This window comes from Phyllobacterium sp. 22229, assembly GCF_052056495.1.
Taxonomy (GTDB): domain Bacteria; phylum Pseudomonadota; class Alphaproteobacteria; order Rhizobiales; family Rhizobiaceae; genus Phyllobacterium; species Phyllobacterium myrsinacearum.
Window position 1 is genome coordinate 18,293 of the sequence record NZ_JBQEPA010000022.1, and the last position, 14,452, is coordinate 32,744.

The 14,452-nt window shown below is 60.2% G+C and carries 12 protein-coding genes; 8 read left to right on the plus strand and 4 right to left on the minus strand.

All coding sequences use genetic code 11. The features are described from left to right. Positions 1-13: 13 nt before the first annotated feature. Both polA and ACTJJ7_RS22575 read right to left on the minus strand, forming a co-directional pair. A complete protein-coding gene (gene polA / locus ACTJJ7_RS22570) occupies positions 14-2,998 on the minus strand; it encodes a DNA polymerase I (protein ID WP_425352305.1) in 2,985 nt (994 codons plus the stop codon). 59 nt (positions 2,999-3,057) lie between these two features. Then, complete coding sequence (locus ACTJJ7_RS22575; RefSeq protein WP_440968887.1) at positions 3,058-3,663, minus strand: YdeI/OmpD-associated family protein; 606 nt, start codon at positions 3,661-3,663, stop codon at positions 3,058-3,060. A 378-nt stretch (positions 3,664-4,041) separates the two neighbouring features. Here ACTJJ7_RS22575 and ACTJJ7_RS22580 point away from each other — a divergent pair, with 378 nt between their 5' ends. Further along, positions 4,042-5,430, plus strand: a complete 1,389-nt coding sequence (locus tag ACTJJ7_RS22580) for a M20/M25/M40 family metallo-hydrolase (protein WP_105738092.1) — start codon at positions 4,042-4,044, stop codon at positions 5,428-5,430. A 14-nt stretch (positions 5,431-5,444) separates the two neighbouring features. Next, positions 5,445-6,062, plus strand: a complete 618-nt coding sequence (locus ACTJJ7_RS22585) for a ribonuclease D (RefSeq protein ID WP_440968888.1) — start codon at positions 5,445-5,447, stop codon at positions 6,060-6,062. Positions 6,063-6,080: 18 nt separating this feature from the next. On the opposite strand, the gene ACTJJ7_RS22590 is transcribed toward ACTJJ7_RS22585, so the two are convergent. After that, positions 6,081-7,208, minus strand: a complete 1,128-nt coding sequence (locus ACTJJ7_RS22590) for an acyltransferase family protein (protein ID WP_440968889.1) — start codon at positions 7,206-7,208, stop codon at positions 6,081-6,083. 325 nt (positions 7,209-7,533) lie between these two features. Next, positions 7,534-7,731 (minus strand): hypothetical protein, encoded by a 198-nt coding sequence (locus tag ACTJJ7_RS22595; RefSeq protein WP_440968890.1) that lies wholly within the window; start codon positions 7,729-7,731, stop codon positions 7,534-7,536. A gap of 192 nt (positions 7,732-7,923) precedes the next feature. On the opposite strand from ACTJJ7_RS22595, the gene ACTJJ7_RS22600 reads away from it, so the two are divergent. From ACTJJ7_RS22600 to ACTJJ7_RS22625, 6 genes are all read left to right on the plus strand, one after another. Further along, positions 7,924-10,110, plus strand: coding sequence for a transglycosylase domain-containing protein (locus ACTJJ7_RS22600; protein ID WP_440968891.1), 2,187 nt, complete (start codon positions 7,924-7,926; stop codon positions 10,108-10,110). Positions 10,111-10,303: 193 nt separating this feature from the next. Continuing rightward, on the plus strand, positions 10,304-11,149 hold the full coding sequence (locus tag ACTJJ7_RS22605; protein ID WP_440968892.1) for a transporter substrate-binding domain-containing protein: 846 nt from the start codon (positions 10,304-10,306) through the stop codon (positions 11,147-11,149). A 66-nt stretch (positions 11,150-11,215) separates the two neighbouring features. Beyond that, positions 11,216-11,878, plus strand: coding sequence for an amino acid ABC transporter permease (locus ACTJJ7_RS22610; RefSeq protein WP_130268456.1), 663 nt, complete (start codon positions 11,216-11,218; stop codon positions 11,876-11,878). 4 nt (positions 11,879-11,882) lie between these two features. Continuing rightward, a complete protein-coding gene (locus tag ACTJJ7_RS22615) occupies positions 11,883-12,545 on the plus strand; it encodes an amino acid ABC transporter permease (RefSeq protein ID WP_105738078.1) in 663 nt (220 codons plus the stop codon). Positions 12,546-12,557: 12 nt separating this feature from the next. Beyond that, complete coding sequence (locus ACTJJ7_RS22620) at positions 12,558-13,328, plus strand: amino acid ABC transporter ATP-binding protein (protein ID WP_440968893.1); 771 nt, start codon at positions 12,558-12,560, stop codon at positions 13,326-13,328. A 216-nt stretch (positions 13,329-13,544) separates the two neighbouring features. Further along, positions 13,545-14,342 (plus strand): SDR family NAD(P)-dependent oxidoreductase, encoded by a 798-nt coding sequence (locus ACTJJ7_RS22625; protein WP_403169197.1) that lies wholly within the window; start codon positions 13,545-13,547, stop codon positions 14,340-14,342. Positions 14,343-14,452: the final 110 nt, after the last annotated feature.

Sequence of the window (14,452 nt, forward strand, 5' to 3'; positions counted from 1 at the left end):
CGAGGCTCCCGTCCTAGTGCGCTTCGTCCCAGTTGTTGGCGGCGCGCGCATCCACCTGCAGCGGCACGGACAGCGAAATTGCCGGCATCGCCGCATTTTCCATGACGTCGCGAATGATCGGAATGGTTGCGTCGACTTCGCCGTCGGCGGTCTCAAAGATCAACTCGTCATGCACCTGCAACAGCATGCGGGCCGACAGCTTTGCCGCGTTGAGCGCCGGTTCCATGCGCACCATGGCTCGGCGGATGATGTCGGCGGCCGAACCCTGGATCGGCGCATTGATCGATGCACGTTCATTGAAAGCGCGCACCTGCGGGTTGGACGAGCGGATTTCAGGATAATGCGCCCGCCGCCCGAAGATGGTTTCGACATAACCGTTCTGCCGGGCAAAGGCCTTGGTCGCCTCCATATAGTCCTTGATGCCGGGAAAGCGCTCGAAATAGGTGCGGATATACTGGCTCGCTTCTTCGCGCGGAATTGACAGCTGGTTGGCAAGGCCAAAGGCGGAAATGCCGTAGATGATGCCGAAATTGATCGCCTTGGCGCGGCGGCGCACTTCCGAGGGCATGTCCTTGACCGGAACGCCGAACATTTCCGATGCGGTCATCGCATGAATGTCGATGCCATCGGCGAAAGCCTGGGTCAGCTGGGGAATCTCGGCGACATGCGCCAGAACCCGCAACTCGATCTGGCTGTAATCGGCCGAAATCAGCTTGTTGCCCGGTGCGGCGATGAAGGCTGTGCGGATCTTGCGGCCTTCGCTGGTGCGCACGGGAATGTTCTGCAGGTTCGGTTCCGACGAGGACAGCCGCCCCGTGGAGGTCGCGGCCATGGCGTAGGACGTATGCACCCGCTTGGTATCGGGGTGGATATAGCCGGGCAGGGCGTCGGTATAGGTGGATTTGAGCTTGGTCAGCTGGCGCCAGTCGACGATCTTGCGCGGCAGTTCATGGCCTTCCGCGGCGAGGTCTTCCAGCACCTGCGCCGATGTCGACCACTGCCCGGTCTTGGTCTTTGAGCCGCCGGGAAGGCTCATCTTGCCGAACAGGATGTCGCCCAGCTGTTTGGGCGAACCGATGTTGAGCTTTTCCCCGGCAAGCTGGTAAATTTCATGCTCGATGGCCGCCGCGGCCTGGGCCAGGTCGCCGGAAAGCCGTGACAGGATCTGCCGGTCGACGGAAATACCACGCTCTTCCATCCGCGCCAGTACCGCGACAAGCGGGCGCTCCAGCCGTTCATAGACCGAGACAAGTCCATCCTCGACCAGACGCGGCTTGAGCAGGCGCCACAGGCGCAGGGTCACATCCGCATCCTCGGCGGCGTAGGCAGTGGCGCGGTCGATATCGACCATGTCGAATGTAACCGATGACTTACCACTGCCCGCCACGTCCTTGTAGGCGATGGGCGTATGGCCCAGCCAGCGCTCGGACAGGGCATCCATGCCATGGGTGCCTTCACCGGCGTCAAGCACGTAGGAGATCAGCATCGTATCGTCGAACGGGTGCGGATCGATGCCGTAGCGGTGCATGACCAGCCAGTCATATTTCATGTTGTGCGCGATCTTGAGCACCGAACGGTTCTCGAGCAGCGGCTTCAACACGCGCAAGGCATCGTCGAGCGGGATCTGGCCTTCGACGGTGCCGCCGCCGAGGAGATCGCCATTGCCTGACTTGTGGTTGAGCGGGACATAGGCGGCATGCCCCGGCCGGATGGCCAGGGAGAAGCCCACCAGCTCGGTCTGCATCGGATCGAGCGACGTCGTTTCCGTGTCGAACGCCACCAGTCCGGCTTCCATTGCCTCGTCGATCCACAGTTGCAGCGTGGCAAGATCGCGGATGCAGGTATAGGCCGTCGTGTCGATCTTCGACGCCAGCGCTTCGTCGGCGCGCGCCTTGACCAGATCGGCGGGCAGCATGACACCGCCATCCGGTTTGTTCTGTGGCTTTTCGGCCGTGGCAGCGGGAGCAGTTCCATCCGGGATTTCAACATCCGGTCCGTGTGCCTCGGCAACCGTGTCCACGGCTACCTCGGATGGTTCGATCGCGGCGGCATCGATGCCGGTCGCTTCCGCAGCGCGCCGGGTAAGGGAGGTGAACTCCATGGCCTTGAGAAAGGCGACGAGCTTCGGTCCATCCTGTGGCTCAAGCCCGAAATCGTCAAGCCCGGTATCGACGGGGGTGTCGGTCTTCAGCGTGACGAGCTGGCGCGAAATGCGCGCCTGTTCGGCAAATTCGATGATGTTTTCGCGGCGCTTCTGCTGCTTGATTTCACCGGCGCGTGACAGCAGCGTATCGAGATCGCCGAACTCTTCCAGAAGCTGTGCGGCGGTCTTCGGTCCGATGCCGGGAATGCCGGGCACATTGTCGGTGGAATCGCCGGTCAAGGCCTGCAGGTCGATCATCTTTTCCGGCGGCACACCCCATTTCTCGATGACGTCGGGAATACCGATCTGCTTGTCCTTCATGCTGTCATACATCGACACAAGCGGAGTGACGAGCTGCATCAGGTCCTTGTCGGAGGAGATGATGGTGACCTCAGCGCCCACGGCTTCCGCCATGCGGGCATAGGTGGCGATGAGATCGTCCGCCTCGTAGCCTTCCTTTTCGATGCAGGGAAGGTTGAAGGCCTTGGTGGCCTGGCGGATCAGGCCGAACTGCGGAATGAGATCCTCCGGCGGGGCCGAGCGGTTTGCCTTGTATTCCGGATAGATTTCCTTGCGGAACGTGTTCGACGAATAATCGAAGATGACGGCGAAATGCGTCGGCGTCACCCGGACCGAGGTGTCCCTGGCTTCGCGCAGCAGCTTCCACAGCATGTTGCAGAAACCCGATACCGCACCAACCGGCAGACCATCCGACTTGCGGGTGAGGGGCGGCAGCGCATGATAGGCCCGGAAGATATAGCCGGAGCCGTCGACGAGAAAGAGATGATCACCTTTTTTCATGGTGCCTACGATTAAATGATCATCCATAAAAAGGAAATGATCTGTCTTTCCCATGCACCGAAAGATCGCGGGATAGCCGACTCCTCCTGACAAATCCGCCGGGCGGCCGCCGCTTACCGGAAGGGTTTGGCCTTCTGCGGATGGATGGTTTCACCGCGCGCCAGCATGGCCACGAATTTTTCAATGCGCTGCAGGCGCGTCTCGGGCTTCTTGGCGTCGTTGACGCGGTAGATGATGGCGTAGCGGTTGACGCTGCTCAATGTCCCGAACATCTGCTTTGCTTCGGCGTTCGCGTCGAGGGCCGCCTGCAGATCAGCGGGTATCGTGGCCTTGCCTTGCGAAAGATAGGCCTTGTCCCAGCGTCCGTCGGCCTTGGCCTTCTCGATTTCCGCAAGGCCGGCCGGCGTCATGCGATCCTGGTCGATCAGCTCGAGGGCGCGCTTGTGATTGATGTCGGACCAGCGGCTTGCAGCCTTGCGCGATGTGAAGCGGATGAGCCAGTAGTCTTCATCGAATGCGTCGATCTGGCCGTCGATCCAGCCGTGGCAGAGCGCGCCATCGATCGCATCCTGTTTGGACAGGCTTTTGATGGTCGCGGTCTTCTTGGAAAATTTGAGCCATACGCCCGGCGATGCCGCGTGATTGGCCGCCAGCCAGGCTTCCCAGTCGGCGCCTGCCGGAAAGAACAGGACCGGCAATTCTATCGCTGCTTTCGTCATCGGATTCGCCTCCGTTCGAGAACGCTCTATGCCAGATCGGACGGGTCTTGAACATATCACCTGCCCATCACGCGTTTGTTACAAAGATGTAATGTTCCGTGCCCTTGAATTGCCATGGTTTGAGACCCAAATCCACCTTGTCGACGTTAGATCGATGTCCGGGATTTCAGGCTCGTCCCCCGCCTGCCCCGGACTTGCGGTGGCCTCATCCCCCCTCTCCGGGTCGCCGCATCTGAGTGTAGTGATCTGGTCGCCTGTGGTCCCCCCGCCACGGCGGCCATTTCTTTTCCAGCGCCACTTTTTTTCTGCCGCTTTGCCGAAAATGGGCTAAGAAGAATTCCCTTCACGAATCCCGGTCCAACAAATTCAGGAATTACCATGTCAGCGCTTGAACCTGTCTTGAATGCCCTTGATGCCAATCTCGATAAAAGCCTGGAGCGTCTGTTCGAACTGTTGAAGATCAAATCCATCTCGACTGATCCGGCATTCAAGGCCGAATGCCGCAAGGCCGCCGAATGGCTGGTTGCCGATTTGAAAACCATCGGTTTCGACGCCAGCGTGCGCGACACACCGGGTCACCCGATGGTGGTGGCCCATCATGAAGGTCCGAGCGCCGATGCACCCCATGTCCTTTTCTATGGCCATTACGACGTGCAGCCGGTTGATCCGCTCGAACTGTGGGAGAACGACCCCTTTGCCCCTGCCATCAAGGATATGGGCAATGGCCGCAAGATTCTGACCGGCCGCGGCACGGCCGATGACAAGGGCCAGCTGATGACCTTTGTCGAAGCCTGCCGCGCCTACAAGGACGTGCATGGCAAGCTGCCGGTCAAGATTTCCATCCTGTTTGAAGGAGAAGAAGAGTCCGGATCGCCATCGCTGAAGCCTTTCCTCGATGCCTGCAAGGACGAGCTGAAGGCCGACTTCGCCCTCGTGTGCGATACCGGCATGTGGGACAGGCAGACCCCGGCGATTTCCGTCGGCCTGCGCGGGCTGGTCGGCGAGGAAATCGTCATCAAGGCCGCCGATCGCGACCTGCACTCCGGTTCCTTCGGCGGTGCGGCGGCAAACCCGATCCACATTCTCACGAAGATTCTGGCCGACCTGCACGACGAAACGGGTGCCGTGACCATTCCCGGCTTCTATGACGGTGTCGAGGAAACCCCGACGCAGATCCTGCAGACCTGGAATGGGCTTGGCTGCACGCCGGAAAACTTTCTCGGTCCCATCGGTCTTTCCATTCCCTCGGGTGAAAAAGGCCGCTCCATCCTGGAACTGGTCTGGGCCCGCCCGACCGCCGAGATCAACGGCGTGATCGGCGGCTATACCGGGCAGGGCTTCAAGACCGTTATTGCCGCGCAGGCATCGGCCAAAGTGTCGTTCCGCCTCGTGCACAAGCAGAACCCCGCCAAGATCCGTGAAGCCTTTCGCGCCTTTGTACGGGAACGCGTCCCTGCCGATTGCTCGGTGGAGTTCCATGAGCATGGCGGCTCGCCCGCCATCCAGCTGTCCTATGACTCGCCGCTTTTGGCCAAGGCCAAGACGGCCTTGAGCGACGAATGGCCAAAACCCGCCGTGCTGATCGCCATGGGCGGATCGATCCCGATTGTCGGCGACTTCCAGAACATGCTTGGCATGGAATCGCTGCTCGTCGGCTTCGGCCTCGAGGACGACCGCATCCATTCGCCCAACGAAAAATACGAGCTGAGTTCCTTTCACAAGGGCCAGCGTTCCTGGGCACGCATTCTTGACGTGCTGACGAAATAAACCGGAGAGATTTGATGACCATCCGCTTTCACCGCAATGATCTGCCCGACCTTGCAAACTATCAGGTCAATGCCGTTGCCATTGATACGGAGACGCTGGGGCTGAACCCCCATCGCGACCGGCTGTGCGTCGTGCAGATTTCACCCGGTGACGGTTCGGCCGATGTCATCCAGATCGACAGGGGGCAGACATCTGCCCCCAATCTGGTGAAACTTCTTGGTGATGCGGCCATCACCAAGATTTTCCATTTTGGCCGGTTTGATCTTGCGGTGCTCTACCACGCCTTCGGTGTGATGCCGCAACCGGTCTTCTGCACCAAGATCGCCTCGCGCCTGACCCGCACCTACACGGACCGGCATGGCCTGAAGGAGATCTGCAGCGAATTGCTGGATATCAACCTGTCCAAGCAGCAGCAGTCCTCGGACTGGGCGGCGCCGGAACTGTCGCAGGCTCAGCTGGAATATGCGGCATCCGACGTTCTCTACCTGCACCGGCTGAGCGCCATTCTGATCGAGCGCCTGAAGCGGGACGGGCGGGCGGAGGAAGCCGCCGCCTGTTTCCAGTTTCTGCCGACACGGGCCAAGCTCGATCTGATGGGCTGGGAGGAACAGGATATTTTTGCTCACAGCTAAACGGCAAAGCAGCCTCCGTTATTCGGCTGATGCCAGCGCGCCCCTGCCATGCGGTGTGGGCGCGCGGTCAATATGGGCCCATTGCGGCCGTTTGAACAGGAACCGGCCATAGCCGGTCCATTGCACCAGCCCATACAGGATCACCGGCCCCAGGACACCGCTCACGACGGTCAGCAGCGATATCGTGCCGATATCCGTGATGACACCTGATTTGAGCAGGATGGTTCGCGCCACCGCCATGGGCAGGAAGAACGCCAGGTAAACAACAATGGAATGGGCGCCGAGCCAGCGCAGGGCGTGCACGGCCGAGCGGGCGACGGGCACCGAACCCAGCCGGGCGAGCAGCGCCGAGACGGAAACAATGGCCAATGCCCCGGCAAAACCGGCAAGCAGCGAGATGACGGGCACATTGCTCCAGCCGCCAAGACCGCCTGACGTATAGGCCTCCAGCGGTATCCAGGCGGCAAAGGGTTGTGACGCCGGGTGAAACACCAGCCAGCCATTGGCGAGCGCCCAGACGCCGAGGATGGCAAGGGCGGTGCGCGGCCGCTGCCGCAGCCACTGAGCCAGGTCAAAAATAACAGGCGCAAAGGCATAGCCGGCAAAGAAGAAGACATAGCGGCTGCAGAATTCATCAAGGACCAGCCATCCCGTATGGATCGGGACAGTTTCCAGAGCGGCGGCGATGGCGAGGATGATCCAGACATTGACGGAGCGGACCAGCCGGGTGACAACAAAGAACACCGGCAGCAGATAGATGAACCACAGGGTGCCGAAAGGCTGGACAAGGGCGAGGAGATAGGCGCTGAGAGCGCCGCCGGGGCCGCTTTCGGCGATAATGCCGGGTGCCTTGAACAGGAACTGGATCGTCAGCCACAGCAGGTAGAAATAGGCGAAATGGATGATTTTGCGGTCGGCGTAGCGCAGCCACGGCCGATCGATCACCAGTCCGAGGAACAGGCCCGAGATCAGGAAGAAGTCCGGCATGCGGAACGGTTGGGCAAAGGATACAACCGGGTGCATCCAGCCGCGGGCGCCGGCATCCTCTTCGACGCCAAGCACCGAATGCATCATGACCACGAAAATAATGCAGATGCCCTTGGCGATATCGACCCAATCGACACGTGTTTTTTCGCCCGTGCTCATCGTTGTGTTGTTTCCCCGCGTTTTACTCTCTTTGATACGCGATATTTCAAAACGGGAAGTAAAATTCAGGTGATGGGCTGCAAAAATGCCGCCTTGCCGCATGCGGATACAAAAATGCCGGGCAGGAGCCCGGCGAATTGTGAACGCAAATGCGTCCAGAGGGGAACACGCAACGAGCGAAAAAATGGGAGGAGAACCGCTCGTTACGCAACACCAAAATATGCCTGCTGTGTTCAATTTTCAAGGGCGCAAGAATAATAATCTTTTCGCGCGCCAAGATTTGACAGAAAACGACAGCGGCTTTGCGGCGGCCGGAAGCGCGGCGTCAGTTGGCGGCGGCACCCGCCGCGACAGGAGCGCCTGTTGCATCGAGGGGTTCCTTGCACGTTCCGTGACCGCGCAGCTGGCAGCCGCCGAGGCGATATTGCGCTTCGGATTCAGGCGCGGGATTCAGTCTGGCAATGGCGCCGCCGCCACAGCCGCTGAGTATGATCGCAGTGCAGGCAAGGACCACAAATCGCATCTTCCACTCCATTTTCGACGAATGGGAAGCTAGCGGCCTGGCGCGGAATTCTCAAGCGTGAACCGCGCACGGTCACGCATGCGTCAGTTCGATGCCATTGGTGGAATTTAACCGCACCTTAAATCGCCGCATTTACCCTGCAACGCGTCGCAAAAGATTTCGCGGCACCGATTGGGGCGGGTATTTCAGTCAATGGCACGACGTGACAAGGGCAGGCAACGCATCGAGCCGGGGTTCAGTTCGGACCGCCGTTCGGATGACGACGACATGCGTGCCGACCCGGAGGACAGACCCGTGCGAAGCCAGAAGCGCCGGACCTCATCGCGCAAGCCTGCCAAATCGCGGCGCGGCCGCTCCAGCCGCAGGCAGGGCGGCGGTCTCCTGGGCCTCATCCGCCGCGCCGTGTACTGGTCGTTTGTCCTGTGCATCTGGGGTGGCATCGCCGTGGCGGGCACGGTGATCTATTTCGCCGCCAAGATGCCGCAGACAACCACCTGGACCATCCCCGACCGGCCGCCCAACGTCAAAATTGTTTCGGTCGAAGGCGATCTCATCGCCAATCGCGGCGCCACCGGCGGCGAGGCGATCGGTCTGCATCAGATGTCGCCCTATCTGCCGCAGGCGGTGGTGGCGATCGAAGACCGCCGCTTCTACTCCCACTTTGGCGTCGATCCCGTCGGCTTCGTCCGCGCCATGGCGACCAATGTGATCTCGGGGCGCCTGGTGCAGGGCGGCTCGACCATCACGCAGCAGCTGGCGAAGAACCTGTTCCTGACGCCGGACCGCACGCTGGAGCGCAAGGTCCAGGAAGTTCTGCTCGCCCTCTGGCTGGAGCAAAAATATTCGAAAGACCAGATTCTGGAAATGTATCTGAACCGGGTTTATCTCGGTTCGGGTTCCTACGGCGTTGCCGCGGCCTCGCGGCGCTATTTCAACAAATCGGCGCACGACGTCACGCTGTCGGAAGCCGCTGTCATCGCCGGTCTGCTCAAGGCGCCGTCGCGTCTGTCGCCTGCCCGCGATCCGAAAGCCGCCATCGAGCGTTCTCAGCTGGTGCTGGCAGCCATGCGCGACCAGGGCATGATCGGTGACAAGGAGCTGACCTTTGCCATGAAGCAGCCGGCGACCCGCGCGGCCGCCTATTGGAGCGGCTCCGAGCATTATGTCGCCGACCGGGTGATGGAGGAATTGCCCGAGCTGATCGGTGATGTGCGGGCGGATGTGGTTGTCGACACCACCGTCGATCTTGGCCTGCAGAAGCTGGGAGAAGCCTCGATCCGCGATCTGATCCAGAAGAACGGCGACCGGCTCAATGTGTCGCAGGGCGCGCTGGTCTCCATCGACGGAACCGGCGCGGTGCGGGCGCTGGTGGGCGGTTATGACTATGCCAACAGCCAGTTCGACCGCGCCAGCGAAGCCAAGCGCCAGCCGGGCTCCACCTTCAAGCCTTTCGTGTACCTGTCGGCGCTGGAGCAGGGGCGCACGCCGGAGACGGTGCGCAACGATGCGCCGATCCGGATCGGCAACTGGACGCCGGGCAACTACAACGGCAAATATTTCGGCAAGGTGACGCTGGCGGAGGCGCTGGCCCGGTCGCTCAATTCGGTCTCCGCCCAATTGGTCATGGAAGTCGGCCCCAGCACCGTTGTCGATACGGCGCATCGCCTGGGGATCGTTTCGACCCTCAACGCCAATGCCTCGCTGGCGCTTGGGACCTCGGAAGTCACGCTGCTGGAACTCACCGATTCCTTCGTGCCCTTTGCCAATGACGGTTACAAGGCGCCTGTCCATCTGGTTCGCCGCGTCACCACGCATGAGGGCAAGGTGCTGTATGAATTCAAGAATCCCAAGCAGGAGCGGGTGATCAGCGAGCGCAATGTCGGCATGATGAATGCCATGCTGCGCCAGACCGTCGACAGCGGCACGGCGACGAAAGCCAAATTTGGCTGGCCCGCTGCCGGCAAAACCGGCACCAGCCAGAATTTCCGCGATGCCTGGTTCATCGGCTACACCTCGAACCTGACCACGGGCGTGTGGTTCGGCAATGATGACGGCAAACCGACCAAGAAGGTGACCGGCGGGGCGCTGCCCGCACTGGCCTGGAAGGAATTCATGGTCGCCGCACACAAGGGTGTGCCCGTGGCCGAGCTTCCCGGCAATTACCGTGTCAATGAACCCGTCATCGACGGCAACGATGCCTTGCCCGGCGCGGATGTTCCGGCCGCTGAAGGTGTTCCGTCGGCCCAGCTCAATCCGGGCGGGCCGGTGGGGCTGGACGATCAAACCGGATCGACCCATCCGACGCCGCCGGCCGGCGTGGGTGGCAATGGCCAGAAGCCGCGCAAGACCACGCTCTTCGACCTGATCATGGGAAACTGACCGGCAAGCCGCCCGGTCCGTGCTTCCCCTCGCGCCCATACAGCTTCTGAAAACCCCCTGACGCGGCGATTCCAAATGTCGCTTGACAAGTCGCGGCTCTTGTCCTCGTATTATAAAAATCCATTATTAGATATTCTATTCTATAATAATGGATTAAACCATAATATTCGCTTGACGGATAGGGGAACGAAAAATGTCTAAAGGATTTTACGCGGCGGCCGTTGTGGCCGCGCTGCTCGCATTGCCGTTCAATCAGGCTGCCGCGCAGGACAGCAAAAGCAAGCTCGATGAGGTTCTGGCCCGCGGCCATCTGGTTGTCGGCACCGGCAGCACCAATGCGCCATGGCACTTCAAGGGCGCTGACGACACGCTGCAGGGCTTCGATATCGACATGGGTCATATCATCGCCAAGGCGCTGTTCAGCGACCCCGGCAAGGTCGAGTTCGTCAACCAGTCGTCCGATGCCCGCATTCCCAACATCACCACCAACAAGGTGGATATCACCTGCCAGTTCATGACGGTCACGGGTGAGAGGGCACAGCAGATTGCCTTCACCATACCGTATTACCGGGAAGGTGTCGGGCTGATGCTGAAGGCCGACAGCAAATATGCCGACTATGCCGCACTCAAGGCGGCGGGTTCCGCGGTGACAATCTCGGTGCTGCAGAATGTCTATGCCGAATCGATGGTGCATGCGGCCCTGCCGGAGGCCAAGGTCGACCAGTATGAATCGGTCGATCTGATCTATCAGGCGCTGGAATCCGGCCGCGCCGATGCGGTCGCCACGGATCAGTCGTCGCTTGCCTGGTACATGACCCAGAACAAGGGCCGCTACAAGGATGCGGGCTATGGCTGGAATCCGCAGACCTATGCCTGCGGCGTCAAGCGCGGCGATCAGGATTGGCTGAACTTCGTCAACACGGCGCTGCATGAAGCCATGACCGGCGTCGAGTTCGATACCTATGCGAAATCGTTCAAGACCTGGTTCGGCAAAGATCTGACGCCGCCGCAGATCGGCTTCCCCGTCGAATACAAATAGTCAAAGGGCGGCTCCAGATAATCTGGAGCCGTTTCGCCTTGTCTTGCGATCACGGGGACATTGTTCATGGGCTATACGCTGAATTTTGCTGCCGTCTGGCGCAGCTTCGACGATCTGCTGTTGGGGCTGGCGCTCAGCCTTGCTCTTGCTTTCGGCGCCATCCTCATCGGCGCGGTCATCGGGCTGTGCACGGCCTTTGGCCTGATATCCAGAAACGGCCTGATAAAGCGTCCGGCCGGGGCCTATGTCTCCATCATCCGCAACACGCCGATCCTCGTGCTCGTGCTGTTCACCTATTTCGCGCTGCCGCAATGGGGACTGCGCCTGGGCAAGATCGAAAGCTTCATCTTCACGCTCGCTCTCTATTCCGGCGCCTATCTGGCCGAGGTGTTCCGGGCCGGACTGCTGTCGATCCCTGCCGGGTTGCGCGAGGCTGGTCTTGCCATCGGCCTGACGGAAATGCAGATACGCACGTCGATCATCGCGCCGCTGATGTTCCGCAATATCCTGCCGTCGCTTAGCAGCACGATCATCTCGCTGTTCAAGGACACGTCGCTGGCCGCGGCCATTGCCGTGCCGGAACTGACGTTTGAAACGCGTAAGATCAATGTCGAAACCTTTCGCGTCATCGAGACATGGATGGTGGCAAGCTGCCTCTATGTCTTTACCTGTTCGATCCTCGCCGCGTTGATGCGCATCGTCGAACGCCGTCTGGCCCTGCCGAGGTGATGTGATGGATATTGTTCATTTTGCCGATGTACTCTGGCTGGCGCGCTGGCCGATCCTCAAAGGTATCGGCGTCACCCTGTCGATTTCGCTGCTGGCGATCTGCTGCGGCACGCTGCTCGGGGTCGGCGTCGGTCTGGCCCTGACCTATGCCAGGGCACCGCTGCGCTGGATCGTGCGCGGTTATACGGATTTCATCCGCGGCACGCCGGTTCTGGTGCTGGTTCTCGCCAGCTATTACGTGCTCGGCACCATCGGCCTCGACCTCGGGCCGTTCCAGGCGGGCATTCTCGCACTCGCCGTGTTCTGCAGTTCGCATGTGGGGGAAATTGTCCGGGGCGCATTGCAATCCATTCCGAAGGGGCAAACGGAAGCCGCCAAGGCCATCGGCCTGACCTTTCCGCAGACCTTCGCCTATGTGCTCGGCCCACAGGCACTGCGCCAGGTGCTGCCGGCCTGGGTCAACACCTCAGCTGAAATGGTCAAGGCCTCGACCCTTTTGTCCATTATCGGCGTGGCCGAACTGCTGCTGCGTACGCAGGAACTGATTTCCAGAACCTTCATGAGCCTCGAATTCTATTTCTTCGCCGGCTTCCTGTATTTCGTCATCAATTATGCCATCGAGCGTTTCGGCCGCTATGTCGAACGCAAGATGGCGGTTCCATCCTAAGGGGATTCCGGGATGTCAGACAATCTTCTTGAAATCCGCAACCTGCACAAGAGCTATGGCGAGGTGGAAGTCCTCAAAGGCGTCGACTGCAGCATGAAGCAGGGCGACGTGGTCAGCATCATCGGGTCGAGCGGCTCCGGCAAGACCACCATGCTGCGCTGCATCAACATGCTGGAAGAGTTCCAGGGCGGATCGATCAGCATAGACGGTCAGGAGATCGGTTATGAGATGGCCGGCGGTCAGCGCCAGCGCAAGAAGGAGAAGGAAATCGCCCGCCAGCGCGCCCTGACCGGCATGGCTTTCCAGCAATTCAACCTGTTTCCGCATATGAGTGCCGTTCACAATGTCATGCTTGGCCTGGTCAAGGTGAAGAAGCTGGACAGGGACGAGGCGCGCACTATTGCGCTGAAATGGCTGGATCGTGTCGGCCTGCTCGCCCGTGCCGATCATTTTCCCGGGCAATTGTCCGGCGGCCAGCAGCAGCGTGTCGCCATTGCCCGTGCCATTGCCATGAATCCCCGGTTGATGCTGTTCGATGAAGTCACCTCGGCGCTCGATCCGGAACTGGTGAACGAGGTGCTGCAGGTGATCAAGACATTGGCGCAGGATGGCATGAGCATGCTGCTTGTCACCCATGAGATGCGCTTTGCCTACGAGGTCTCCAACCGGGTGATCTTCATGAACCAGGGGCTTATCGGCGAAGAAGGCAACCCGCGCGACATGTTCCACAAGCCGCAGAGTGAACGCCTGGCCGAGTTTTTGAAGACGTCGGGTTTTTCCTGAAGTCCGGAATGTCCGTTTGCGGCACACGTCAAAATACCGGCGTGAACAGTTCCCTTTGGGCGGCGCTTGCTCTATGGCTCTAGTGGTCCGATTCTGACATTTGCACCCCGTTGATACAGGCCATTCAGGCAAATGTCAGAATCAAAGGACCACTAGCAACGATAAGATTCTAGTGGAACTTTGAATTTGACATTCGCATGCTGCGCGTCATGTCAAATGGGGTGCGAATGTCAAATTCGTTCCACTTGCAAACGGAGTTTTCCCATGAGCAGCGATGAAGCACGCAAAGTCCTTGTCTTGACTGGCGCAAGCCGTGGCATCGGTCACGCCACGGTCAAGCGGTTTTCCCGCGCTGGCTGGCGCGTCATCACCTGTTCGCGCCAGGATTTTTCCGATGATTGTCCCTGGCCGGCCGGTCCCGACGATCATATCAAGGTGGATCTCGCCGATCCCGCCGATGTTGACCATGCCGTCCTGGAAATTCGCCAGAGGCTGGAGATCGAAGGCGGCAAGCTGCATGCCCTGATCAACAATGCCGGTATCTCGCCCAAGAATCCGGGTGGTGACCGGCTGGATTCGATCGAGACACCCATGCACACATGGTCGACCGTGTTTCAGGTGAATTTCTTCGCGCCCATCATGCTGGCGCGCGGCCTGTTCAAGGAGCTGGAAGCGGGCAAGGGCTCGATTGTCAACGTCACCTCCATCGCCGGAAGCCGCGTGCATCCCTTTGCCGGAACGGCCTATGCAACGTCAAAGGCCGCATTGGCATCCCTGACCCGGGAAATGGCCTCGGATTTCGGCCCGCACGGTATTCGCGTCAACGCGATCGCGCCGGGCGAGATCGATACGGCGATCCTGTCGCCGGGCACCGACAAGCTGGTGGAACAGCTGCCGCTGCGCCGTCTCGGCAAGACCGCTGAGGTTGCCGAGACGATATATTTCCTGTGCTCCGAGGCATCGTCCTATGTGACCGGCTCGGAAATCCACATCAATGGCGGCCAGCACGTCTGATGTTTGAGGGGGCTTTGAACACCCCCCTCTGTCCTACCGGACATCTCCCCCACAAGGGGGGAGATCACATCGACATCGACATTTTTGCTTACTTTGCGATGTCTCAGAAC